Here is a 24,565-nt window from a genome sequence, read left to right as displayed (position 1 = left end):
GCACATTCTTCTCTTTTTTACAAATGGTTATAGACAAACATTCATCCAAAGTATCTGTCTTACTTGGGGTTCTCCGTCCTACATTACCTTCATTCTATTTTGCATATCAGCGCAAAGGCTGTTTCAATTTCGATAATTTGTGAACTATATATAATAAGGTGGAATGGCAACAGCGATTCATCACCTAATAGTTCTTTTCCAAAGTGCGATTTCTCGCCACGAGCATGTACAAATTTCGCTTCACTCATTTGTATGCTTCGTCTGGCTTAACGAAATCGTTGCAAAAAGTTCGTATTTTGAACAATGCAAAAGTAATCATTACAAATGGAGTAAATGCACGAAAAAATATCAAAACGATAAATATATCTATCTACCCCCCCCACAAACGTTAATAGTATTTAATTACTTAATGTAAGTGTTAATATTTTATGTATTTACATTCTATACAACCATTATTTGCTTATCTTTGCAAAACTAATGTCTGTTTTCTTTTATTCTACAGATTTGCAAACATTTAGCACATGAAATTTTACAATTTAAACAAGCATCGCCAGTGTCCCAACTATATTGGCTCTAAAGCCATGGGTTTTGCTTTGATTACCGGCATGTGTGGTGATCGTGTGGGCGACATTCTACCCGTACCCGTGATGATATTTGTAATCAGTGGGAAAATTAAGTTATGCTATCAAAAGAACGTTGAAACCGTTGTCAATGCCGGAGAGATGATAACTGCCGTTTTCGGAAATGAGTCGTACGCCACCGCCATGGAAGATACGGTATGCATGCGACTCTACGTGCAGGGCGACGGACTGGATTTCTGTCATCGCATCGTGAACTCTAACTTGCTACAAAGGTTTGGTGAACAAGTAGGAGAACAGGGCAAGGTGTTGTCTATGATACCCGAGATACAAGCCATTGTGCGACAAATGACGGGCTACATCACCGACGGGCTGCTGTGCTGTAACGTGCATGCCATGAAACAACAAGAGTTAGCGGCGGTGCTGCAAGCCTATTACAGGCCAGAAGATTTGCTGCCCTTTATTGCTCCTATCTACGATCCGAATGCGCGTTTTTACAATGACGTGATGAAGTTGGCTGATGATTATCTCCCTGTGAAAGAAATGGCAGCAAGACTCAACATGAGCTACCCCTCGTTTGTCCGACACTTTCGCAAGGTATTCAAAGAGACGCCGTTGGAGTGGCAGTCGAAGCATCGCATGAAACGTTTGACGGATATGCTGCGCCAAACGGCGCACACGGAACAAGAGATTGCCGACGAACTAAAATTCTCTACGGTGCAGAACATGCGGGTTTTCTGTAAGTCAAGATGCGGGCAGACACCGGCACAGGTTAGAAATTCAAAATTGGGCTGCGCGGGGTAATTCAAAATTCTAAATTCTAAATTAGGTTGCGTGGGGTTAGGTGATATTCTGAGATTGTTTGCGCAGCAAACGGGAATATTTTCTGCGATAAGCCTTTCGTTCTTGAAAAATATTCTTCAGATATTCTAAGATTCGGCGAAGCCGAGCGGAGGAGTTTTTTCAATTCAAAATTCACAATTCATAATTAGTGTTTACTGAATAATTTATAATATTTTGATATACAATAAATTATATTGTTTTATCTTTGGTTATTTAACATAAAATTCGTACCTTTTCATTGTATATTTCTGAATACGATTCATTAAAACATACTCTTAGGTATAAGCCGCTCTTATGCTCATGTAAAGAGTTGTTCCCTCCAGGCAATTCCCCAAGATTATCATCTGTGAAATACACTTCTATCAATATTTCGGGCAAAACATGATTTACCTTATATTCTTGGATGCTTTCTATGTTGAATATGTGTGGAGTTACCTCAAACTTGTTTAGACCATACCCTAAGGCAAGAGATACAGCTTCCATCAGTGTGGATTTTCCTACACCATTGTTTCCTACAATAATATTTTTGAACGATACTGTCCTATAAAAGTGTGTAAGCCCATATTTCTATTATCTTTGTATTTAGATATAAAATAAGATAAAAAATGGAACTTACACAATTACAAATTTCGGAAATTATTTCCAATTACACAAGCAGTAGTGAGGGTTTTGTTACTCTTCAGTCTTTAATTATGAACTCCTTGATGTTTCACGAGCGTGAATTATTCGTCAATGAGAACACCGGTGAACAATGCAATGGCTTTCGTAGTCGTCGCTGGTATAGTCATGGCTTTGAGTTTTCTCTTCGTATTCCCCGTAGCCGTAGTGGTAATTTTTATCCTGTGCTTCTTGGCCTGATACGTAATGAGAGCGAGGAACGCGCTCGTCTGTTCAATCTTCTTTATACTAAGGGGCTCACAACAGAGCAGATAGGCGATATATCTGAGTGTGTCTATGGTCGTTCCTACAGCAAACAACAGGTTTCCTATTTGGCAAACAGTTGTCGTGATGATGTTGAGCAATGGCTTTGCCGTGGTCTTTCTTCTCACTATCTGGCAGTCTATATCGATGCAACCTTCATCTCCACTCGTAGGGACAGACAAGTGTCAAAAGAAGCTTATTATACGATATTGGGCGTACTTGAGGACGGCAGCAGAGAGGTGCTTTCCGTGGTGAATCATCCCACCGAGGGCGCCCTATGCTGGAAGGACGAACTTGATACTCTGAAAGAAAGAGGCGTTAAGGAAATAGACCTGGTTATCTCTGATGCACTAACAGGCATAGAGAACGCTGTCTGTGCCGCTTTCCCTTGTGCTGCGCATCAGTTCTGTGTGGCACATCTCAAGCGTCAGGTTATCAACAGTGTTGCCCACAAGGACAAACCCTCCATCGCCAGTGAACTCTCAGAAGTCTTCCGTATGGAAGATAACAGTGGGGATTCCTTGTGGGGATACGAACATTTTCTTACTTTTGTAGGCAGATGGGAAAAGAAGTATCCAACCCTTAAGAAATATAAGGCAGAAAGAAATATGGCATACTTCACCTATATGGACTTCCCGAAAGAAGTGCAAAGGTGTATATACACGACAAATTGGATTGAAAGACTCAACAGAAAGTATAAGAGGACTATCAACATGAGAACATCTATGCCATCAGCACAAGCGGTCATCTTGCTCTTGGGGTCCGTAGCAATGGAGGAGACTAAAAGTGCTTACAAAAGAAAAATATACCAATTCAAAAGTTGGGAGAAAATAAAGAAAAATGGAAATAACAAGGATAAAAGAGAAGAATAGCTTACACACTTTTAAGGACAGTACCGCTGCCGGACAGGTTGAGCGTCTTACGAGCAATAAACAGGGACGTCAGAGCGTTATAGTAGAAAGGATAGGCTACGATAAGGACGGGCACACCGTTTACCAGAAGCTCGGCAACGGTACCGAGACTACCTATACCTACGACAAGCAGCGTGAACGTCTGCAGGTGATGAACCTTACAGCGGACGGTCAGACTGTGATGGAAAACAGGTATCGTTATGATGCTGTGGATAATATCCTCGGTATTACGAATGCTGCCAACCCAACGTCGCTTACAAAACTCAATAGGGCGAAGTTAGGAGGAAGGAGTTCGTATACGTATGAGTATGACGAGCTGAACCGCCTTATTCATGCAAGCGGTAAGGCAAAGCGTGCATCGTATGATATGGTGATGTCGTTCGGGCGGATGAGTGAACCACTGACAAAAGTTCAAAAGGTGGACTCAACGACGACTGCCAAGTCTTATAACTTTGCTTATAAGTATGAGGACAATAACCACCCGACAGCTCCAACGCAGATTGGTCACGATCATTACACGTATGATGCCAACGGTAATCCTACGCTGGTAACGAACGACTCTACGAACACTACTCGTGAGATGTACTGGGATGAAGACAACCGTCTGATGGTTCTCTCTGACAACGGTAAGATAAGTCGTTATACTTACAACGCCGCTGGTGAGCGCATCATGAAGAGTTACGGTACGATGGAAGGTGTGTATATCAATGGTGCACCACAGGGCATTACTTTCCATGAGACGGACAACTTCACGCTTTATCCTGCCTCAATAATCAGCATTAATAAGAATCGCTTTACAAAGCATTACTTCCTTGGTGACAAACGAGTTGCCTCAAGGATAGGAACAGGTCTGTTTAATAATGTCTATGGGCGTAACGGCTCATATGTAACCGCTGGTCAGCAGGACTATGCTGAACGCATGAATCAGATACAGAAGCAGAAAGAGTCATACTATAAGCAGCAGGGCATTGCTCCTGGTGTACCTACAGAGAAGGGTGCGTATGGTGATCCAGAGAACACTGGTGTAGGGTATAATGCCGTCCTCACTGAACTCGGCAACCATGATGTGCCACAGGGTTGGGTACAGACTCCGAAGCCGAACACCACACCAAATACCAACCCCGGTCCGCCTGTAAGCTGGAACGACCCGAGCAACCCTGATGACCCGCAGGCTGGATATGGCTATATTCCAAACGACCCCACGAAGGAGGAAACCTTCTTCTATCACAGTGACCACCTCGGCAGCACAAGTTACATCACTGACAAAGACGCCAACATCACCCAGTTTGATGCTTACCTGCCCTATGGCGAATTGCTAGTGGATGAGCACACATCCTCAGAAGAGATGCCGTATAAGTTTAATGGAAAGGAACTCGACCAAGAGACGGGACTATACTACTATGGTGCGAGGTATATGAACCCTATTGCAAGTATTTGGTATGGGGTAGATGCACTAATGGAAAAACATCCAAATCTTGGTGGATATGTGTATAGTACAAGTAATCCCATCAAATTTGTAGATCCAAATGGAAAAGATTGGATTCGTCATAACCATACATATATGTATGATCCGATGGCAAGAAGCCAAGAAGATGTGAATAAAACTCATGGCGATGGTTGGGAATATTTGTTTCCCTCAGGAAGACTTTTTGCAACAAATGGCTCTTATAGTTATGATTTGACATTGGAAGGAGATATAAAAGATAGTTACACAGGTGAATTCATCCCAGGTGAATTTACAACTCCTTATGGAAGCACACTCATTAATAATAATCAATATCTCTCGCAATATGAGCCTTCATTTATGGAAAGATGGGCACAGTCGGATAACTTCTTTAGTCAAGTTGTTTATGAAACTGTTAATGATATTTACTTAACAGCACAGATTTTTGACTTTGGAAATTTTGCAGGTTCTGGTTCTGTAAATCCTTTAACTGGTGCCGAAGTACAATTTTATAATATGGATGGAAGTCCCAATTATAATCCATCTACATCTATTGTTACAACATTAGCTACTCAAGGTACAGGAGGATTAGGAACGATGGCAAAGGGGACTATTGGAAAAAAAGCAACTTCTATTATGAAGAATTTCAATAAACTAAATGCAGCACAATTTAGCTCAAGTTTTAATAAAGTATTTGCGAAATTTTCTCCTAGGACAAGGGGTTTCTTGAACCGTAATTATAATAAAGTAATAGATTGGTTAAATAAACCTCAACGAGCCGTGTCTGTATCAAAATCTACGGCAGGAGCAGTTAATGGCTCTGAAGGAGAAAATAAATAATTATTTTAACAATAGTTCGTTAAAATTTGAGTATATGGCTACGCAGCCTTAGGCTGCCAACCAATGAGTTCTTTGACAATCTTACTAATTAAAGTTCGGTTCGGTCGGCATCGGGATATATCGAAAATTAATTTCGTATAGTTCGCATTGAACATCAACGACTTAACTTTTGCCATGGAATTGTCCATGCCATTGTCTTTCATGAAGACCTTGGCGGCATTCAGTGAGGCGAACGATGCGTTGAACGCAAAGTCCAACTGGCTCTTGTGTCTTGCCTGACAATCCATAAGTCCCGTAAACTGCTTGCTGTCGCGATAGCAGAACTCTATCTGGAAACGAGTGCGGTATGTCTTCAATACTTCCTCACCCGTCATTGAGAGTTTTGTCGAGAAGAACAACTTGCACTTTCCACCGGGCATTCGCCAGATGACAAGCGTTGTCACGGAAGCGGCTGACCAGATAGAAGCCAAGTTCCGACATGCCCTTCTCGAACGTGGATGTGGAGAAGAATGCATCAGCCACTACTATATCGGTGATACTCAGCAGTTTCTTTGAATACCTCTTCATAACACTGATGTAATATTCGACGAGTGTCTTGTTCCTCATCTTCAGCGCGGAGTTCCCTATTGTCTGATGGGCACGCAGCATCATGCACTTGTTGTTGGCAACATCCAGCAAGCCGACGCCCATGATTTCAAGTCCGTGCTTCACCGCCCCTGCACATCCCGACCAGAACCGTCCGATATGAGGAGTCTTCTTCCCGGCCTTGCTGATATAGCATGGGTCTATGGCAATGGCAAGTAAGCCATCCATGTCCAACACACGCCTTGCAAGAGACAGGTTCAACAGAAGCCAATCGATGCAGTCTTTCTTCTTGCGGTTGAAATTCTGACGATAGGTCTGCTCGTCATGCTTGCCGTAGCGAGCCATCTGTGTGAAGTTTATCTTTCTGGGTAGAATCATATATAAAGTCAGTATCTCGATAAGCAGAGTCTGGAAAGTTTTTGCTAACTTTGCACCAGATTCTTTCATTGATGTACGGATTGCATCCTTGAGGATCTCCTCATATTGGCTAAGTGGTTCTGAAATCATCATACTTTTAAAGTCTTGAATAAATTATAAAAGTACTGAAAATCAAACACTTAGCCAAATTTATTTAGTTATGTTTTGTTAATCAATTCGCTCATTTTCAAACAATTATGTGATTATTAACAGAGTATTGTTTTAAAGAATAAGGTTTCTAAACAAGAACCTTATTCATTTTAGGTAAAAAATGAAAAAATATTTCTTAGATTTTATAGTAGCTATAATTTGTACTATTCTTTTCCTTGTCTATAGCCTTATAGACTATATAAACAATTACCTCGTTTTCCTACCTAACATACCAGAATCATATTTCTCTGAGAAAAAATGGAAAAAGAAACTTAGAAGATTCTATAAAAATAAACATGGATAAACTACCATTTGATTTCTCCCCCATTCCACCTATCTGGACACTGTGTTATGATTCCTATCCACAGAGTGAAATTCCTCAACGTAAAACACGTGGACGATACGCCGATATTCAGAGTAAACTTGGAGTATGCAAGTTCAGCAATGTCTATGGCATCAGCGGCAACAACGTTACGGCAGGTCAGAAAGACTATGCCGCTCGCATGATGCAGATAGAGAAGCAGCGTGAGGAGTATTACAAGAAGCTTGGCACGCCGCCGGGTATTCCGACGATGAAAGGCAACTATGCCGACCCAGAGAACACGGGGGTAGGCTATAACACCATTATCGGCGAACTCAGCGACCACAGCGTACCCAAAGGCTGGCCACAGACACCGAAGTTCAGTCAGCCGGGTACGCCTCTAGGACCGCCCGTGCAGTGGAATCCGCCCACCAACCCCGAGGACGTTCCCGCAGGCTATGGCTATGTGGCAAATGATACTACCAGTGAAGAGACGTTCTTCTATCACTCAGACCACCTTGGCAGCACGTCCTACATCACTGATGACCACGCCAACATCACCCAGTATGATGCTTACTTACCGTATGGTGAACTACTTGTCGATGAGCATAGTAGTAGCGAGGACCTACCGTATAAGTTCAATGGCAAGCAGTTCGATGAGGAAACTGGTCTATACTATTACGGCGCAAGGTACATGAACCCTGTCACGAGTTTATGGTATGGGGTAGATCCGTTGGCGGAGAAGTTCTTGCAAATATGCTCATATAACATTTGTCTAAGTAATCCTATTCGCTTTATAGATCGGACAGGAAAGGCTGCTGGAGATTATATTACTGGGGACGGTACATATTTAGGTTCTGATGGTAAAGATGATCAAAAACTATATGTGTTAAAGATGTCCAACAAAGAGAATATTGAATCGTATGGGAATGCCAAAATTAATGGGCTTGACAATAAGATAAGGAATCGTATAATAAAAGAAAACGATATTAGTAATAAAGAGAACTTCGTAGAAATAGATGGAAGTCGCAGAGTCCGAAATGAAGTTGTATCAAAGATTGGTGATAATGGGATGGGAGGAACATCTGACAACAATAATAGAGAATATGGTTTATCCTTCACTCGAAATGATCCAGAGACCTCAGTCTATTGTAGGATAGGAGATGTTGGTGATCCTGCTAAAAACAGTACTGTCAGTGTTAGTTCGGGAGATTATCCTGATTTGGTATATATCCATACACACCCTAGCGGAACAAATGGAAATTCTTATTGGATTCCAGGACCGTCTGCAGTGGATATAGATGTAGCGTCCTCTACACGTTATGTTATTTCCATGCGAGATAAGAATGTATATATTTATAATCATACAGGAATCCTATCTGAGATACAAATAGATGTTTATCAGAATTTTGGTCAAGTAACAAGAAGAGGTCTTAAGGAGGTTTCCGTTACAGATCAATAGAAATCATTCAAGAAATGAAAAAGAAAATTGTTTTTATTCAGTTCTGTATTGTATTGATTATATCTAGCGTAAATGTAAAAGGACAGAATGCTTCTTTAAACAAAGCATTGGAAATCTCATACTATAATTTCTTAAGAACAGTACCTGACAGGTGGAAAGATAAATTTGACAGAAAAGACTTCTATCTCGTCAATAATTATAATCCATATGGTTTTAATGTTCAAAGAATAAAGGGCTGGAATCATTTATACCTTAAGAACGGCAAGCCCATAACAGGAAAGAATCATGTCGGATATCCGCTTTTACAAATGATGGGCAGGGACACATTGCTGATAAAGATAGGGCAGCTCTCTTGCAGACAAGATGAAATGTATGCCTTTACAGACCAATATACATCACTCTTTAATGTAGATAATAAGGCTTTTAAGGAAATTAAAATCTCTCAGATGGACTTATGTTATAAGTATGAGAATGCTGTGAGGCAAGGAGAGCTTATAGACTTTGACAGTATTTATGCTAAGGCCGTTAAGAGAGCGATAGGCTCTTTGCAGAGGTCGGGAGTCCCTCGGCATTTAATATATATAAATAAGGATTATTTCCCAAGTTGGCTTTTCAAAAACCAACGAAAGAATGTAATTGAAGGTTCTGAATATAAAAAATACACCAACAAGAAATGTTACATTATCGGTTGGCCTATTTTATTTATAAAAAAAGGGAATATAGTTGTCAGACTGTATTGCGCAGACAAATCTAGTATAAGAAAGAAAATTATTTCAGAAGTACAATATAGATTTGATGAAAATAAAAAAAAGTGGACACTACGCAATGAATATTCCACTACGATGTCTATTAATATGAAATGACCAACACTGGTAACGAACGATTCAACCAAAACAACCTGCGAGATGTACTTGGATGAGGACAACCGACTGATGGTACTCTCTGACAATGGCAAGACGAGTCGTTATACTTACAACGCTGCTGGTGAACGTATTATGAAGAGCTATGGAACATTGGAAGGTGTGTATATCAATGGTGCGCCACAGGGTATCACATTCCACGAGACGGATAACTTCACGCTTTATCCTGCAAGTATCCTCTCTGTTAACAAGAATAGATTCACGAAGCATTACTTCCTTGGTGACAAACGAGTTGCTTCAAGGATAGGAACGGGTCTGTTCAATAATGTCTATGGGCGTAACGGCAGTTATGTCACCGCTGGTCAGCAGGACTATGCTGAACGCATGAATCAGATACAGAAGCAGAAGGAGGCTTACTATAAACAGCAGGGCATTGCTCCTGGTGTACCTACAATGAAGGGTGCGTATGGTGATCCAGAGAACACTGGTGTAGGGTATAATTCCGTTCTCACCGAACTCGGTAACCACGATGTGCCACAGGGTTGGATTCAGACTCCACGTCCCAACACCACACCGAATACCAACCCCGGTCCGCCTGTAAGCTGGAACGACCCGAGCAACCCTGATGACCCGCAGGCAGGTTATGGTTACATTCCAAACGACACCACAAAGGAAGAGACCTTCTTCTATCATAGTGACCACTTAGGCAGTACGTCTTACATCACAGATGAACACGCCAATATCACCCAGTATGATGCTTACCTACCTTATGGTGAACTGCTCGTGGATGAGCATACATCTTCAGAGGATATGCCTTATAAATTCAATGGTAAGGAACTTGACCAAGAGACAGGGTTGTATTATTATGGGGCGAGGTATATGAACCCAGTAATATCACTATGGTATGGAGAGGATCCAATGCAGGAAAAATCCCCTTTTATTTCAACTTATGTATATACTTTTAATAATCCTGTTCATTTTATTGATCCAAATGGTAAATGGGGAGAAGATGTTAATGGAAATCTGATAGCAAAAAAAGGAGATAATGCATGGACATTGGCTAAGTATCTTAATACATCTGCCGAGATCTCAACTAAAATGTTGAATGAACAGGGATATTTTATAAATGAGAACGGCATTTTGAATTTAAAAGTTGGTGATATTTTCAAAGTCGAACGGGAAAGCCCTAAACCCGAAGAAAGAATGGATTTAGGGTTTGTAGGAAATAATATAAGAAAAAGAGCCGGTTCCGAGTTTAGTAAAAACTTATTTGAAAATTATTGGAAAGGAAATGGAGATGTTGAATTATCAGGGGAAAGATTTGCTGGTATTTTACTTTATGTAAAAGAGAATGCTCCCAAGTCTTCCAATCAGACTCCTGTCACTCTTATAGATGCCCCTAGTGGAAAAGTTGTAGGTCATGGTAGTAAAAGAGCTGTTAGCTTTTATTCAAGTTCTGAATACGATAAAGCTTTCGGTACTGCAACCTTATATTATAATTCTAAAGGTAATATAATAGGCTTCTTTGATCATTATGATTTTGACTCGAAACCTTGGGGTGAAAGAAGTGTTAAAAATGAACTTATAACAAGAGCAGTAGAAATAGTTTCCCCTTCAGAGGCTAAGGATTTTAAAATTAGATATGGATATTCAAAAAGATAGATTTATGAGACATCTTACCTTATTTATTTTATGTTTTATTTTCATCGCCTGTGAGAGAGCATCTCTAAAAAGAGCAGAGAACCTTCTTAATTTTTCTCTCAATAATAGTGTGTACTTTCTACAAAAACATGAATATTGGAATGACTTTAATGGTAATGGCTTCAGGATAGAAGTTTATAATATTTTAGATATGAACTATATAAGGAATATGTCTGAGAAATCGCATCTTAAATCTTTTAATTGCAATAAAAAGTACGACGCAATTAGAAATAGTGAATGTGGTAAATTTATTAATAACGGTGCAGGTTTCTATAAGACAATATGGAAAGGTGACAATATAGAAACGGTTGTTATAGATACTCTTAATAAAAAGTTTTTATACTGTTATTGCTTTATATAGACAAAATCAAATAAGTTTATTAATGTCGTCTATAATTTGGGAAACAAGCGACCCACTCTCACACTTGATTAGCAAGTGGTATTGTAAACATCTTCCGCTCATATGGCTATACCGAAGAATTGGACTTCGATAACTACATCGACCGTTACTCATATGAATAAAATAGAGTCTCAGAAAAATTTCAAGCATTGGAACGCACAGTTTCAATGCTTGAAACTCCACGTATGCCAGTATTTGACAAATCACGCACTTATCAGTGATAAACGCATAGCAAGTAAGTTCGGTGTGGGCAAGTTCAACAATGTCTATGGGCGTAACGGCTCATACGTAACGGCTGGTCAGCAGGACTATGCTGAACGCATGAATCAGATACAGAAGCAGAAAGAGTCATACTATAAGCAGCAGGGCATTGCTCCTGGTGTACCTACAGAGAAGGGTGCGTATGGTGATCCAGAGAACACTGGTGTAGGGTATAATGCCGTCCTCACTGAACTCGGCAACCATGATGTGCCACAGGGTTGGGTACAGACTCCGAAGCCCAACACCACACCGAATACTAATCCCGGTCCACCTGTAAGCTGGAATGACCCGAGCACCCCTGATGACCCACAGACTGGTTATGGTTATATTCCAAACGACACCACAAAAGAAGAGACATTCTTCTATCATAGTGACCACCTCGGTAGTACTTCTTATATCACAGACGACAGAGGTAACATCACCCAGTATGATGCATATCTGCCGTATGGCGAACTGTTGGTTGACGAGCATAGCAGTAGTGAGGATCTACCGTATAAGTTCAATGGCAAGCAGTTCGATGAGGAGACAGGCTTGTACTATTACGGTGCAAGGTATATGAACCCTGTGGCAAGTATTTGGTATGGGGTGGATCCTTTAGCAGAGAAATACATTAACATTGGTAGTTACATTTATTGTCATAGCTCTCCTATTATATTGATAGATCCTACAGGTGAAGGTGATTATTATGCAAAAAATGGCTCATATTTGGGAACTGATAAGAAAAAAGATAATTTTATCTATATTCAATATTCTTCTGGCAAGACAAAGTTCGAGATAAATGGTAAGTACCAAAATTTCCAGAAGTTGGATGTTACAAGAAATACATTCTTAGCTTTTGCATCGGCAATAAATAATGAATCATCAGGAAATAAGCAGGAATCAATGGCTTTGGCAAATGTTGTAATGAATTTCATTAATGATGGAGGGAGTAAGACTCTTAAGACTTTAGATGATGTAGTACTTTATCGCAATTCATTTATGAGAGGTTCTAATCAAAAAGCAGTTAATGAATTTCAGGGATTACCTATAAATTCTAAAAATAGAACCCTTGCGATTGCTGCTGTTATAAACGCTTTAGGATATAATCAAGGCTTAACCGGCTTTTCTGATTATTCGGGAGGTGCCAATACATGGGAAGGTAAAGACTTAATGTATACTAATTGGCCAAATTCTCACAGGAACTATATTTGGAGTTCAGATTCCAAGCAGTTATTGAAACAATATAAATTATTAGTTCATGGAAGTGTTAATGTGGATGGCTTTAAATATAAAAATACTTATGGGGAAAACCATCAAATACAAGTAAATATTAAAGCTACTATGATTGCTGGTAAGACGCTCTTTACACATCTGTATGGAGGGCGAGGAGAAAAGAGATATGAACATTTAAACTTTTAGATAATGAAAAAACATCTATTATTTTCTTAATATTTTTTACTTTACTATCATTATATGCTTCATCAAGATCCCAAAAGGAAATAAAGAGTTCTCATGAATATAAATTCAAACTCTGGCTTAATGATACTGTTAAGCATATAAAAGGCAAATACACTATTAGTTATGATTCTACATTGTTAACTATAACTGACAGCTTTTCGTACATAGTTAGAAAGGGGAAAACAATTTATAGTACCAACAAAAAGAATTCAGATGCTATACAACAAATGCTTAAAGATGTTCATGAGCCTCCGTCTGTAAATTACAGAGTTATAGCAGTTAGACATGATGAGTTTACGCCATCAGAAATAGACTTCCTAAAATATGAGACTTATACAGAATTTCCTCTTATAAAAGTCTTAGAAAAAGATATAGTTAGAGATTATAATGAAAATAGAGCTAGTATCAAGAGTGCTTTTATAATAAATAAACAAATAAAAGATACAATATTAGTAGAATTTAGCTCTAACGGGAACAAGGTTGTAAAAAGAGTTTATAAAAGTAATCGAGCTAAGAATAGAAAAAAATAGGTGCTCTTGGATATTTACAAAATTAGGCTCTATAACGAATCGTGTGGGTTGTGTGTTGATATTCCACCGGTTTGGTGCGGGTGCTTTGCACATGTGGTGCGGATGGTATGCACCACATGTGCGAAGGATCAACACCATTTCTATATATGGAAGGGTAGGGATTTAATGTGAGTTAAGCGTATTAAGACTAAGGTCAATTTAGAGTTGTGTTTAGTTGGAGGCTATTCTTTTTGACATTTTTTTAGGCTCTATGCACTTTGGTACACGATACTATAACGTAAGTGGCATGACATCTTCTTCCATGTCGGCAAACAACTAACCCATGGTCTCATACTCTGAGTATATGACCATGACTATATGTTGAGAAAAGTGAGAGAATATCACTGCTCATCTTATTTTTAATACTCAAAAGCTTGAATATCTCGCTTAAATTATCTAAATTCGCAACTATAATGGTTACTCCTAAATTCTTTGATAATCAATGATGTATAGCACTACGAAGTTGCCATCCCAAATTCATTGTCACAGACATTCTAGAATATTATTACGCAAGTTCAACATAGAACTGCAATTTCAGGTGTAGGTTTAGCTTAATAATCTATACCAGAAAACACCGAGGGGTTTGGGGGCGAGCAGCCCCCATGAGTGGAAAATCAACAAGCAATGCTTAAAAAATAAAAAAGGGAGACCTCTGTCTCCCCAAGATTAATTAACTTTGTATTGTGAAATATCATCAATTAACCTCGGAGCAAAGGTACACAATTTTTGTGCTACTCCAAAATGGAATTATATTAAAAGATATTGCGAAAGCAATAAAAGTATGTCCAAGTACAGTATCTCGTGAAATAAAACGTAATAGTGGAACCAGAGGAAAGTATAATTGGAAAACTGCCCAAGCAAATGCTGTTCTCACAAAGCGAAAAACTCCCGGCAATCATTCAATCAAAAAGAATGTTATGGATGAGGCGAAACGTCTTCTTATTATAGAGCAATGGTCTCCGGAACAAATATCTGGTATATTGGCTAAGGAAGGCAAGTATATTGGCCATGAAACCATATATCGTACGATACGTAAGGACAAAGCAAAAGGTGGAACACTATATAAACACTGTCGTCACAAGCTAAAGCATCGTGCCAAGCCTGTTGGTAGCAGACGTATATCCATACCCAATAGAACAAGTATCAGCGAGAGACCTACTGAAGTTGACGGAAAACGCTTTGGGGACTTCGAGATGGATACAATTGTTGGAAGAGGAAATCATGGTGCTATTGTGACACTGATAGAACGCAGTACAAATATGCTATTTATGAGAAAACTTAAAAAGGGAAAGAATGCCAAGGAGTTAGCACGCACTGTAATACATTTGCTATCTCCATTCAAAGAGCATGTCAAGTCTATTACAACGGACAACGGCACAGAATTCGCTTGCCATGAAATGATAAGCAAAAGCCTTGGTGTCACCGTCTATTTTGCTAACCCATACGCTTCATGGCAGAAAGGGGCTATAGAAAATGCTAACGGACTGATTAGACAATACGTGCCAAAAAAAGAAACGTTTGAGCATGTCAGTCATCAACAAATAACAAAGTATTCAAAGAAAATTAACATGAGACCAAGAAAGAAATTAGAATTTAGAACACCACATGAGTGCTTTTACGAACTAATTAGGGTCTGCTGAATTATTATCTCTTCACAGACAGAGGGTAGCAGACGTAGACCCTCATAGTGACGATAATGATGAAAAACCGCCAGATTTCGGTCAGGGCAAGACAAAGTTCCCTCAGGAACTTCATCACGTTTTTAACGAAGTAGCACATTCCTGTCCAGCATCGTGCTGTATCTGGAAGCTTGGCTCTTATGTCATTGGCTCGATAGATTCTCTTGCCAGTACCGAATGAGCATTCGATTTCATTGCGCTCCCCGATGGCTTTGGCCATTCTGGATTTCATCTCATCTGAAGGAGGATCCTTCGATGGTCGCCCTAACGGTTTGCAGTATGAATGGATTTCAAAATCCTCAAGTATATCTCGGTTTGACCTGTTCAGGTAAATCTTATCCGCAAGGATGGTGGCCGGAAGGTAGCCGAAGCGTTCTTTGAAAAGTTGAATCTGTAGCAAGAGGTCCTGGCTCTCGTTGTAGGCATCCTAGCTGTGGTGGTCGATGAACGTATAGCCCTCGACTATGCTTGCACCTATCTTGGCCCCGAACTCAGTCCTTGCCTTGGCCTTTCCACGGACAATGGCACGGACGTGTGGCTGAAAGATGCTCAGTATGCGGTCTGCACAAGTATGACTCTTTGACCTGTACATCTCCTCCTGCTGATGGTACATCGTGAGGATTGCAGTCAAGGTGCGTTTCTCATATAGGAATAGGCTCTCGTAGTACATCTTGTTCTTTGCAAGCAAGTCCATTAAGATGCGGATGTCCTTGCGCAAGTAGTTGAGCATCACCCCGATAGTATCACGCACCATCTTGCCTTTCTTCTTGGCTTTCTTGACAAGCTGAAGGTATGCCTGACGTGCATGCTTGTAGTTCGTGCGTGGCTTGTGCAGCTCAAACATCTCGCACACCTTTATAATATAGTCGGTAACCTTGCGGCAACCGTCATGTATTATATCAACGTCAACAGGATAACGCATCTCTGCATCGGCGCAGGTAGCATCAATCTTCAGCACTCCCTTGTGCTCGCGACCTTTTGAATCGGTGAAGGAAGCGGCATTCGGATCCTCTGGTTTCGGAGTCGGTGGTTCCTCATCATTCTTTTTCGCCTCTTCTTCCTCACGCTTGCGTTTCTCTACAAGAAGACGTTTCTGCTTGTCGAGAAGCTTGACTGTCATCTTGTTGAGTTCTTCCTCTGAGATTCGCTTGCGTATCGTGACGAATAGGCTCGGGTCGAATATAGGCTTGTCGGTGAACTCATGCAATCCACAAAAGTACTGCATGTAGGGACTCTCTCTGATAATCTCGATGGTCTCGGCATCACTCAGGTTTAGTTTGTGCTTGATAATCATTGCGCCGAGAATCATGCGTGCCGGCTTGTTCCCTGCACCTTTCTTCTGATTGTCCAACCTTGAGTTGTATTCCTTCTCAAGTTCTGTCCATGGAAGAAGGTCACCGAGAGCCACCCATCGGTTTGTCTTGTCCAACTCATCAAGGGATGAGCGGAGCAAACCGAGGTCAAGTTGCTTGTATTTTGGAGCGTAAAACTTCATCTTGCTATGGATTTAACTATATAAAGGTACGATTTTTTTGTTAAACAAACAAAGAAATAAAGTTATATAAACTTAAATATCAGAGAGTTATAAATTATTCAGTAAACACTAATTAAGTAAATTTGCACTTGCTTGTTGAATTCACGCACGGAAACAAATAACGCATAATGTAAAAAATGCAAAATGGCAATATAATGTCAATATTGGCAATTTAATATTCTTTCTAAAGCCCTATTTGTTAAGAACTTTGCAGCATTATTTCTAACAAAAAGACGGATACATATGAAGACAAAGAAACAAAACTCCGGAAGTAATGCAAAATTCTACGTTGTACTTCCGACACTTGAAATCATGCTCTCCGCCAGCAAAAACTGCAAGCTAAGGGCAGGCTATGCCGATATGGAATATTCCAACTTTATGAAACACTGCAAGATGCAGACCGACCTTCGTATCAACACTTATGCAAGATGTGCCGCAGCCTTCGATATGGATGTGCTGCTGATACATCTCCCAAAGGGAATGATTGATTCCATGATTGCAACCACACCCCATAAAAGCCTTCGCTTCTCCACAATGGAGCAGGAAGATCTCATCGTTATTCTCAATCGGCTGTGCAAGCTAGACAGTAGAAGATTTAAGCAGCATCTTATGCAGTTATTGCACCAATTGGGGAAGGACTCTGAATTTCCAGACGGATGATAATCCACGGAGAGCAACAATTCAATCCTAAACTGAAAAGAGAAGTAGCATATGACAGAAGAAGATAATTTACAAAAGACGGTAATTGCAGAGTTACGCTCACTAAGGAACGACATGGAGCGAATAGCCAGCTTTATCGTGGAAATGAGACGCGATTATTCCGTTTTGGAGGATAAGATGGAACTCAGTTCCTCCGACGTCATCAGACTCTTGGGCATTTCGCGGGCATCCCTTGCCCGATGGAGGGACACCAACGCAATCCCGTTCAGGTATATATCATGCAACCACGTTGCTTATCCGTTCAAGGGACTTTACGTCGCCGTCAAGAGCGGACGTGCCTCCTTCAAGGGTTTCAGACGGGTGGAAGCCCTGCAACGACTCAACGCCTACAAGGATGGTGTCCTTAAAGGATATATGGGAAATGGTCAAACTTTATTTGAGGAACTATGAACATCAAAGAAGAAATACTAAGCCGAACCAACAAAGGACTGGATGTGTTCTGCTTCTATATGCCCATCGACTTTGTGCCAAAGCGCAATTTTCGAAATCCTTTGTATGACGACAAGCGTGCATCGTGCAATATCTATCTCGACAACAAGTCCGGCTGCTACCGAATGAAGGACTTTGGCAACGATGCCTACTCCGGCGACTGCTTTTGGTTTGCAGCCACAATGCTCGGACTGGACGTGAGGAAAGACTTTGTTAAGGTGCTTGAAACCATAAATCGGGACTTGCAGCTGAATATTTGCATTGAAAGGAAAGAACATAGTAATCCCCACACAATGATGATGAAGCCTTGTAAACCAACCTTAGTACAACCACCTAACCAGCTCAAGAAGATGGAAGGTAAAAAGTGGTACAAGCTAATTGAGCAATCTTTCAATGTCAAAGAACTAGACTATTGGGAGCAATATGGTATTGATACTAAGACTCTGCAACGTTTTTATGTAAAGTCGCTTGCTCGCTATGAATCTGTCTCCAATCAGGGTAAGCCGTTTACACTTGGTTCAACACATGAAGATCCGATGTTTGCATACAGTATGGGGAAGTTTGTAAAAGTCTATCGCCCTAAGAGTAAGCTGCGCTTTCTTTATGGGGGTGAGAAAGTGAACGACTATGTTTTTGGCTTCCAGCAGCTGCCCAGCAAAGGGGATGTTGTTTTCATCACAGGTGGGGAGAAAGACGTGCTTTCACTTTCGGCTCATGGTTTCAATGCCATCTGTTTCAACAGTGAGACGGCACAGATTCCAGAGAATATCATCGAAGGGTTACAGCTCCGCTTTCGCCACATTATTATATTGTACGACTCTGATGAGACAGGCATAAGAGAAGCTAAACGGCAGACAGATGCACTTGCTCAATACAAGGTATTGAGTCTAACCTTACCATTGCAAGGGGGTAAGTCGGAGAAGGATATATCGGACTTCTTTGCCTTGGGCAATGAAGCAAAGGACTTGAAAGTGCTTCTTAATGATATGTTCACCAATATGTATGCACAGACGATGATGATGCTGCGCTCTTGTGAAATTGACTATGATAACCCTCCTGATGCCTCGAAGTCTGTGGTGGCTGTCAATGGAGTTCCGCTCGGTACGCAGGACAATCTGTTTTGTATCACAGGTGGAGAAGGAACAGGCAAAAGCAACTACATTGCCGCCATCCTTGCCGGCACTCTTGGGAGAGAACGATTAAAGGCAGAGCAAACCTTGGGATTGGAGGTAACCGCCAACCTCAAAGGTTTGGCAGTTCTTCACTATGATACGGAACAGTCCGAGGCACAACTCTATAAGAACTTGGAGAAGACGCTTCGCAGGGCTGGTATCAAGTCCGTGCCTGAGTTTTATCATTCTCTCTATCTGGCATCGCTATCACGCAAGGACAGACTGAAGATTATTCGTGAAAGTATGGACTTGTTCCATCACAAGCACGGGGGAATACACCTTGTGGTCATTGACGGTATAGCAGACCTGATACGCTCCGCCAACGACGAAACGGAGAGTATAGCCATTGTGGATGAACTCTACCGCTTAGCAGGCATTTACAATACTTGTATCATTTGTGTACTCCATTTTGTACCTAATGGCATTAAACTAAGGGGACATATAGGCTCGGAGCTGCAACGTAAGGCTGCGGGCATTCTCTCCATCGAGAAAGATGACAATCCCGAATACTCGGTCGTCAAGGCTTTGAAAGTGCGTGATGGAAGCCCGCTAGATGTGCCGATAATGCTCTTTGGATGGGACAAGGAAGCCGATATGCACGTTTATCGTGGAGAAAAGTCGAAAGAGGATAAGGAAAAACGCAAGACCGATGAACTGTTGGCTGTCGTAAAGTCTGCATTCCGTGCCAAACTAAAGCTATCATATCAAGAGTTGTGCGATGTGTTGATGCGTGAAATGGAAATCAAGGATCGAACGGCAAAGAAGTACATTGCCTATATGAAGGAGCAGCGTATTTTGTCGCAAGACACAAGTGGTAACTATCAAAAAGGAGAATTATGTCATACATAGACCAAAGAACCGAAGAAACATGGCAGAAACGCTTGTTTGACAAGCTGATGACCGTCGAGGACAAACTTGATCGCTTGCTGGTTTTACAGGAACAATCCATCGACACGACCGTAAACCCTCCATTAAAACCCGAATACTTGGACATCATCGACGTTTCCAAGATACTCAAAGTGGAGCAGAAGACCATCTATAACTGGGTTTGGGCAGGAAAAATCCCTTATCTTAAAGCCAATGGACGGCTTCTTTTCCTGCGTGAAGAGATAGACGAGATGTTGCGCAAACGGGATAATTGGTAAGACCTTATCGTATGTTTTCACTCGGTATTTGCTGTTCAATGTTTTTTATTGTTCATTATTATTGAACGATCATGATTTATTGAACAGAAAATTTGGAACTATCATATTTGTTCATTATCTTTGCATTGTTCAATAGAATTGAACAGGTTTTGAATAATGAACAAATATGAGTGAATTACTTATTATTGAACAAGCAGTAAATGCTATGAAGTTACAATGGTTAGAAAGTAACGAAAGCATTACATACGATTTTATTCCACAAGAAAACCCTATGATTAAGGGACAAATAAAAATCTTGGGGATAAATTTTCTTTGCTTAATTGAAAACGAGGTGAACGGTGTTAATGTAACTCGTATCAAAGATACCATAAAAAACTGTCCTGATTTGCAGGCAATCCCTTTTTTGGTAGTAGCACGATATGTGCAACCCATGGTCTATGAAACTTTGAGAACGGCTGGCATCAACTTTGCCGATACCGCAGGAAACTATCAAATTCGGCATACAAAAGACAAGGGTATCATATTTCAACTCTCTCATACAGGCGAAAAAGCACCTACAACGCTTAACAAGAGTTATCCTATATTTCAAGAGGCAGGACTAAAGGTCATTTTCTTTTTGCTACAAGATGATAATAACATAAGTAAGACTTTCCGAGAAATTAAGGAACAATGTGCGGTTTCTTTGGGTACCGTAAAAAATGTACTTGATGAATTAGAGGTGCGTAAATTTGTTCTCACAACCAAGAAAAAACGCACTTTAAGGGATAAGCGTCGATTGCTTGACTTGTGGGTGGAGAATTACCATCAAGTACTTAAGCCTAAATTGCTGATTAAGCGTTTGGGGTTCAGAGACGCAAAGAGCAAAGAGCAATGGGATAAGATAACCTTGCCTAAGGGGATGTACTGGGGCGGAGAATGTGCAGCTTATCAAATTGATGGGTATTTAACACCACAGAAATTTGAGATTTACACAGATTTAGCTTTCGGCAACCTGATGAAAACTGGTGCCGTGCATACCATTGAGGGAGAAATAGAAATGTATCAAAAATTCTGGAAAGCCGGCAAGATGCCCGCAATCCTTATTTATGCGGACCTGTTAGGTGATGGAAACAGCCGTTCCATAGAAGCTGCAAACAAATTATTGAACGATGAACTTCCAGATTTCAAGTGATAAAATAGGCAATCCTCTTTTGATAGAATTGCTAAGCGTAGTCAATGAATGTTTCAAAGAAGTTGGACAAGACTTCTTTGTCATAGGTGCAACAGCCCGGGATATATTGATTCGACAGTTAGTAGGAATAAGTTCTGGTCGAAAGACAAGAGACTTGGATCTCGCTATTGCCATTCCTAACTGGAAAGCCTTTGACGATATTACGCAGACACTTTTATCGCATGGATTTACAAAAGAAGAGAAAATGTATCAGCGGTTTTATTATGGGGCTTACGAAATGGACGTTGTACCATACGGTGAAGTTACAAAGGAAGATGGCTATATTTACTGGCCACCGGAAGAAGATATTGCCATGTCGGTTAAAGGATTTGAGGAAGTGCTGAAAGATGCCATAACCGTAAGCATTGATAATAAATTCGACATCAAGATAGCATCGCTACATGGACTTTTCATCCTCAAACTCAATGCTTGGCTGGATCGCAATATCCAAACAAGCAAAGATGCGGATGACATGGGCTTTATCATAGATAACTATTTCTTTGCCAACTTAAACCGGAATGTTTATCAAGAAGTATATGATTGGGAGGACTTTGACGAGTTTGTTGTTGGTGCATATTGGCTTGCCAATGATATTGTCAGCTTTTTATCCATAGAGCATTTAGCCTATTATGGGCAATGCTTACAGGGAGAAATTGAAAAAGAGGAGGATAGCCGACTCCTTCAACAAGTGCTTGACAGTAACTCTGCTTTTCAATATGAGCAAATTCTTCAAGCTTTCAAAAAAATGATAGCGGTGTTTAATAAGAATCTTCGATGAATATACAGATTGAGTTTCAAAGTATTGCTGCTGGCGAAAAGAATGGCGACTTTGTCCTATATGAAGAATTAGCTGGTGGAACATTAGTGGTACTTGCCGATGGCATGGGAGGATTGTCCTTTCCCGAACAAGCTGCCAAAACAGTTTGTGAGGCTGTACGCTATTATTTTGTGCACAATGAAGTGTCCAATCCGCTTAACTTGATTAGACGGAGCATTGAGTATGCCGATAATATTCTGGGTGAATTATGCTACCAAAAGAAATCCAAGATGGGAGCTGCACTTACTCTTATGTACATCACTAATATGCAACTATATTACACTTCATTGGGTGATGTCCGATTATATCATAAAAGCATTGATGGAACAATTACGCAACTTACGACGGATGATGTCGTGTGCATAGAGAATGAATATTATCTCACAGTCTGTATTAACGGCAAAGGATTTAGGAACCCGATAGAAGTGCAAAATATACCCATGAAAATTGGCGACGGCTTTCTTCTTTGCAGCGATGGCTTTTATAAATGCCATCATATAAATGCTTATCTGCAAAACAAGGAATTGCCACCCTTGCAACATAGAAAAGATGATTGCTCCATAATAAAGGTGGATATTAGGTAAAGCAATTAGACTTGGCAATAAAGATTGTCAAGTCTAATTGCTTATACTTACACTTAAAGTCTCCATTTAGGGCGGATGCTTTGATAGTGATTGTCTTCTTCCTTTTCTTGTGTCTGAGTGGTACTACTCTTCATTGTCGTGGAATTTTCATTATTGGATATGTCCCTTTCCTCCTCCTTATCCTCTTTGTTATCTGTAATCGTCAAGGCAATCCTTCTGTCCAACTCTGCCGACTGCCCTTTGAGCGAACGAAGCTCGTCCTCTTTCTTCCACGTCCCATTAGCAATAGCAGTATAGATTTCCTTATTGGCTGCAACCTTCTCTTTCTCCTTCTCATGCGACTCTATCACCTTCGGGATACGTCCCAGCGCACCCAAGAAATTCTCACACGCAAGTTTCGGGTCGGTAGCCAACTTACCATTATTATAGGTATAGTAGATACTCTCCTGCCCTTTGACAAAGAAACGATTCACGGAGCAGTCAAACAAATCCTTTGAGGTACTTTCCGTTTTCACCATGATTGAAAAACCATAAATCTCACCGATTTTATTGTACTCGCCCTTGGTGCGTGCCTTGTCGTTAATCTCCTGCAGGCGTGCGGCAATGACCTTGATGTCCGTACTGTCCTCCACACCTTTAATGACAAGTTTATTGATAGGATTACTTTCTTTGTCACGCTCCACACGCTTCTCAAAGCACGCCAAGTCTACCTTGGCTTCCTTAATCTTGTCCGAATGAAAAGATACGGAGCTGTCAATCTCCGCCAACTTTCCCGTTGCGGCATCACGCTCACGGAGGAAGTTCTTACGCTCAGATTCCAGCGTGGCAATCTTCTTGTCGAGTTTGGCTTTCTCTAACAAGTCTGTATTACCAGATAGCACGGCAACATACTCTGAAAAGTTCATACCGCTATCCTCGTCCATCGAACCCTCGTCAATGGTACGACTACCGAGCGTATTGGTCTTCAACTGATTGATAAACAATTGCTTGTTATGCAGCAAGTTGAACTTATAACTGTCCAACGACCGCTCCACGGCATAAATAATCACATCGACTTTATTGTCCGCAAATTCTTTGGCAACCATATTACCTTTACGAATTGCCCGACCATTTCGCTGCTCCAAATCTGAAGGTCGCCAGGGCGTGTCAAGTTGATGCACCGCCACGGCACGCTGCTGGGCATTGACACCCGTGCCGAGCATGGAAGTAGAACCGAAGATAATACGGATGTCTCCACGATTCATTGCTTCGACCATCGCTTTCTTGGCTTTCTCATTCTTGCACTCCTGAATGAAGCGTATCTCGTAGGACGGGATATGATAATCTTCCACCAATTTACGCTTTACCTCCGAATAGATATTGAAATCTCCGCTGGGCTTGTAAGTCCCCAAATCAGAGAAAACAAACTGCGTTCCCTTTTGTGCATCATACTTCTGATAGTAGTCATTAAGTAGCTTTGCACAATGGCTTGCCTTGTTGTCAATATGATCCGAGTACCCATTTTCGTCTATCATGCGTAGATCCAAGCTCATCTTGCGGGCATAGTCAGTAAGATAATGACAATGAAAGAAGAAAGGATAAGGAAAAACAAAAGT

Annotated in this window: 21 protein-coding genes and 3 pseudogenes; 17 read left to right on the top strand and 7 right to left on the bottom strand. The window is 40.8% G+C overall.

From position 1 onward, the window contains the following. Window positions 1-89 precede the first annotated feature (89 nt). Window positions 90-248: a hypothetical protein gene (locus tag DYI03_RS13500; protein ID WP_159105342.1), complete on the bottom strand. Its 159-nt coding sequence runs from the start codon at window positions 246-248 to the stop codon at window positions 90-92. A gap of 273 nt (window positions 249-521) precedes the next feature. Between DYI03_RS13500 and DYI03_RS11075 the strand changes: the two genes are divergently transcribed. Beyond that, window positions 522-1,382 carry a helix-turn-helix domain-containing protein gene (locus DYI03_RS11075; RefSeq protein ID WP_021669761.1) on the top strand — a complete coding sequence of 287 codons (861 nt, stop codon included), beginning with the start codon at window positions 522-524 and terminating at the stop codon, window positions 1,380-1,382. Between the two features lie 252 nt (window positions 1,383-1,634). Here DYI03_RS11075 and DYI03_RS13980 read toward each other — a convergent pair whose 3' ends face one another. After that, window positions 1,635-1,940 carry a hypothetical protein gene (locus tag DYI03_RS13980; protein WP_373277510.1) on the bottom strand — a complete coding sequence of 102 codons (306 nt, stop codon included), beginning with the start codon at window positions 1,938-1,940 and terminating at the stop codon, window positions 1,635-1,637. Window positions 1,941-2,026: 86 nt separating this feature from the next. Here DYI03_RS13980 and DYI03_RS11065 point away from each other — a divergent pair, with 86 nt between their 5' ends. After that, entirely contained in the window at window positions 2,027-3,214 is a 1,188-nt protein-coding gene (locus DYI03_RS11065; RefSeq protein WP_021669758.1) for an IS256 family transposase, read from the top strand. Continuing rightward, window positions 3,183-5,537 (top strand): RHS repeat-associated core domain-containing protein, encoded by a 2,355-nt coding sequence (locus DYI03_RS13760; RefSeq protein WP_244916358.1) that lies wholly within the window; start codon window positions 3,183-3,185, stop codon window positions 5,535-5,537. Before DYI03_RS11065 ends, DYI03_RS13760 begins: the two co-directional genes overlap by 32 nt. Before the next feature lie 38 nt (window positions 5,538-5,575). On the opposite strand, the gene DYI03_RS13975 is transcribed toward DYI03_RS13760, so the two are convergent. Beyond that, complete coding sequence (locus DYI03_RS13975; RefSeq protein WP_244916357.1) at window positions 5,576-5,911, bottom strand: hypothetical protein; 336 nt, start codon at window positions 5,909-5,911, stop codon at window positions 5,576-5,578. Continuing rightward, window positions 5,901-6,632, bottom strand: a complete 732-nt coding sequence (locus DYI03_RS11055; protein WP_244916356.1) for a transposase — start codon at window positions 6,630-6,632, stop codon at window positions 5,901-5,903. Before DYI03_RS11055 ends, DYI03_RS13975 begins: the two co-directional genes overlap by 11 nt. Window positions 6,633-7,099: 467 nt before the next feature. On the opposite strand from DYI03_RS11055, the pseudogene DYI03_RS11050 reads away from it, so the two are divergent. From DYI03_RS11050 to DYI03_RS11020, 7 genes and pseudogenes are all read left to right on the top strand, one after another. Beyond that, a pseudogene (locus DYI03_RS11050) lies at window positions 7,100-8,452 on the top strand (RHS repeat domain-containing protein); the annotation flags it as partial. A 14-nt stretch (window positions 8,453-8,466) separates the two neighbouring features. After that, the gene (locus DYI03_RS11045; RefSeq protein ID WP_021669443.1) at window positions 8,467-9,315 is read left to right on the top strand and encodes a hypothetical protein; all 849 of its coding nucleotides are present in this window, start codon (window positions 8,467-8,469) and stop codon (window positions 9,313-9,315) included. A gap of 69 nt (window positions 9,316-9,384) precedes the next feature. Then, on the top strand, window positions 9,385-10,974 hold the full coding sequence (locus DYI03_RS11040) for an RHS repeat domain-containing protein (RefSeq protein ID WP_244916365.1): 1,590 nt from the start codon (window positions 9,385-9,387) through the stop codon (window positions 10,972-10,974). A 477-nt stretch (window positions 10,975-11,451) separates the two neighbouring features. Continuing rightward, a pseudogene (locus DYI03_RS14050) lies at window positions 11,452-11,535 on the top strand (DUF6078 family protein); the annotation flags it as partial. Further along, window positions 11,528-13,072, top strand: coding sequence for an RHS repeat domain-containing protein (locus tag DYI03_RS13750; protein WP_244916355.1), 1,545 nt, complete (start codon window positions 11,528-11,530; stop codon window positions 13,070-13,072). The pseudogene DYI03_RS14050 and the gene DYI03_RS13750, both read left to right, overlap by 8 nt. Before the next feature lie 266 nt (window positions 13,073-13,338). Beyond that, window positions 13,339-13,641 carry a hypothetical protein gene (locus DYI03_RS13745; RefSeq protein ID WP_242401890.1) on the top strand — a complete coding sequence of 101 codons (303 nt, stop codon included), beginning with the start codon at window positions 13,339-13,341 and terminating at the stop codon, window positions 13,639-13,641. A 722-nt stretch (window positions 13,642-14,363) separates the two neighbouring features. Beyond that, window positions 14,364-15,320 carry an IS30 family transposase gene (locus DYI03_RS11020; RefSeq protein ID WP_021669755.1) on the top strand — a complete coding sequence of 319 codons (957 nt, stop codon included), beginning with the start codon at window positions 14,364-14,366 and terminating at the stop codon, window positions 15,318-15,320. 4 nt (window positions 15,321-15,324) lie between these two features. Here the strand turns inward: DYI03_RS11020 and DYI03_RS13740 are convergent, their stop codons facing one another. Both DYI03_RS13740 and DYI03_RS11015 read right to left on the bottom strand, forming a co-directional pair. Next, window positions 15,325-15,759 carry a transposase gene (locus DYI03_RS13740; RefSeq protein ID WP_244916354.1) on the bottom strand — a complete coding sequence of 145 codons (435 nt, stop codon included), beginning with the start codon at window positions 15,757-15,759 and terminating at the stop codon, window positions 15,325-15,327. Between the two features lie 27 nt (window positions 15,760-15,786). Then, complete coding sequence (locus tag DYI03_RS11015; RefSeq protein ID WP_244916353.1) at window positions 15,787-16,854, bottom strand: transposase; 1,068 nt, start codon at window positions 16,852-16,854, stop codon at window positions 15,787-15,789. Between the two features lie 282 nt (window positions 16,855-17,136). Between DYI03_RS11015 and DYI03_RS11010 the strand changes: the two genes are divergently transcribed. The 7 genes from DYI03_RS11010 to DYI03_RS10980 all read left to right on the top strand — a co-directional run bounded on the left by DYI03_RS11010 (window position 17,137) and on the right by DYI03_RS10980 (window position 22,970). Beyond that, window positions 17,137-17,553 (top strand): hypothetical protein, encoded by a 417-nt coding sequence (locus DYI03_RS11010; protein ID WP_036857307.1) that lies wholly within the window; start codon window positions 17,137-17,139, stop codon window positions 17,551-17,553. A gap of 51 nt (window positions 17,554-17,604) precedes the next feature. Further along, the gene (locus DYI03_RS11005; protein WP_021669139.1) at window positions 17,605-18,003 is read left to right on the top strand and encodes a hypothetical protein; all 399 of its coding nucleotides are present in this window, start codon (window positions 17,605-17,607) and stop codon (window positions 18,001-18,003) included. Continuing rightward, window positions 18,000-20,063, top strand: a complete 2,064-nt coding sequence (locus tag DYI03_RS11000) for a bifunctional DNA primase/helicase (RefSeq protein WP_021669140.1) — start codon at window positions 18,000-18,002, stop codon at window positions 20,061-20,063. The genes DYI03_RS11005 and DYI03_RS11000 overlap by 4 nt, the downstream gene beginning before the upstream one ends. Beyond that, the gene (locus tag DYI03_RS10995; RefSeq protein WP_025064773.1) at window positions 20,051-20,359 is read left to right on the top strand and encodes a helix-turn-helix domain-containing protein; all 309 of its coding nucleotides are present in this window, start codon (window positions 20,051-20,053) and stop codon (window positions 20,357-20,359) included. The genes DYI03_RS11000 and DYI03_RS10995 overlap by 13 nt, the downstream gene beginning before the upstream one ends. Window positions 20,360-20,525: 166 nt before the next feature. Next, entirely contained in the window at window positions 20,526-21,530 is a 1,005-nt protein-coding gene (locus tag DYI03_RS10990; protein WP_021668782.1) for a type IV toxin-antitoxin system AbiEi family antitoxin, read from the top strand. Next, a complete protein-coding gene (locus tag DYI03_RS10985; protein WP_021668781.1) occupies window positions 21,508-22,347 on the top strand; it encodes a nucleotidyl transferase AbiEii/AbiGii toxin family protein in 840 nt (279 codons plus the stop codon). The genes DYI03_RS10990 and DYI03_RS10985 overlap by 23 nt, the downstream gene beginning before the upstream one ends. Further along, entirely contained in the window at window positions 22,344-22,970 is a 627-nt protein-coding gene (locus DYI03_RS10980; RefSeq protein WP_021668780.1) for a PP2C family protein-serine/threonine phosphatase, read from the top strand. Before DYI03_RS10985 ends, DYI03_RS10980 begins: the two co-directional genes overlap by 4 nt. Window positions 22,971-23,023: 53 nt before the next feature. Here the strand turns inward: DYI03_RS10980 and DYI03_RS10975 are convergent. Further along, a pseudogene (locus DYI03_RS10975) lies at window positions 23,024-24,520 on the bottom strand (helicase-related protein); the annotation flags it as partial. Window positions 24,521-24,565: the final 45 nt, after the last annotated feature.

The sequence above is a fragment of the Prevotella disiens genome (assembly GCF_900454955.1).
Classification (GTDB): domain Bacteria; phylum Bacteroidota; class Bacteroidia; order Bacteroidales; family Bacteroidaceae; genus Prevotella; species Prevotella disiens.
Note: the sequence above shows the minus strand (reverse complement) of the source record. Positions and strands in the feature narration are given on the sequence as shown.

Coding starts and splice junctions, on each gene's coding strand:
- DYI03_RS13760 (WP_244916358.1), top strand. CDS start 3,183: ATGGAAATAACAAGGATAAAAGAGAAGAATAGCTTACACACTTTTAAG.
- DYI03_RS11005 (WP_021669139.1), top strand. CDS start 17,605: ATGACAGAAGAAGATAATTTACAAAAGACGGTAATTGCAGAGTTACGC.
- DYI03_RS13750 (WP_244916355.1), top strand. CDS start 11,528: ATGAATAAAATAGAGTCTCAGAAAAATTTCAAGCATTGGAACGCACAG.
- DYI03_RS13745 (WP_242401890.1), top strand. CDS start 13,339: ATGCTTAAAGATGTTCATGAGCCTCCGTCTGTAAATTACAGAGTTATA.
- DYI03_RS11065 (WP_021669758.1), top strand. CDS start 2,027: ATGGAACTTACACAATTACAAATTTCGGAAATTATTTCCAATTACACA.
- DYI03_RS11040 (WP_244916365.1), top strand. CDS start 9,385: ATGGTACTCTCTGACAATGGCAAGACGAGTCGTTATACTTACAACGCT.
- DYI03_RS11055 (WP_244916356.1), bottom strand. CDS start 6,632: ATGATGATTTCAGAACCACTTAGCCAATATGAGGAGATCCTCAAGGAT.
- DYI03_RS11010 (WP_036857307.1), top strand. CDS start 17,137: ATGAAGACAAAGAAACAAAACTCCGGAAGTAATGCAAAATTCTACGTT.
- DYI03_RS13975 (WP_244916357.1), bottom strand. CDS start 5,911: ATGACGGGTGAGGAAGTATTGAAGACATACCGCACTCGTTTCCAGATA.
- DYI03_RS13500 (WP_159105342.1), bottom strand. CDS start 248: ATGAGTGAAGCGAAATTTGTACATGCTCGTGGCGAGAAATCGCACTTT.
- DYI03_RS11000 (WP_021669140.1), top strand. CDS start 18,000: ATGAACATCAAAGAAGAAATACTAAGCCGAACCAACAAAGGACTGGAT.
- DYI03_RS10985 (WP_021668781.1), top strand. CDS start 21,508: ATGAACTTCCAGATTTCAAGTGATAAAATAGGCAATCCTCTTTTGATA.
- DYI03_RS10990 (WP_021668782.1), top strand. CDS start 20,526: ATGAGTGAATTACTTATTATTGAACAAGCAGTAAATGCTATGAAGTTA.
- DYI03_RS11045 (WP_021669443.1), top strand. CDS start 8,467: ATGAAAAAGAAAATTGTTTTTATTCAGTTCTGTATTGTATTGATTATA.
- DYI03_RS11075 (WP_021669761.1), top strand. CDS start 522: ATGAAATTTTACAATTTAAACAAGCATCGCCAGTGTCCCAACTATATT.
- DYI03_RS11015 (WP_244916353.1), bottom strand. CDS start 16,854: ATGAAGTTTTACGCTCCAAAATACAAGCAACTTGACCTCGGTTTGCTC.
- DYI03_RS10980 (WP_021668780.1), top strand. CDS start 22,344: ATGAATATACAGATTGAGTTTCAAAGTATTGCTGCTGGCGAAAAGAAT.
- DYI03_RS10995 (WP_025064773.1), top strand. CDS start 20,051: ATGTCATACATAGACCAAAGAACCGAAGAAACATGGCAGAAACGCTTG.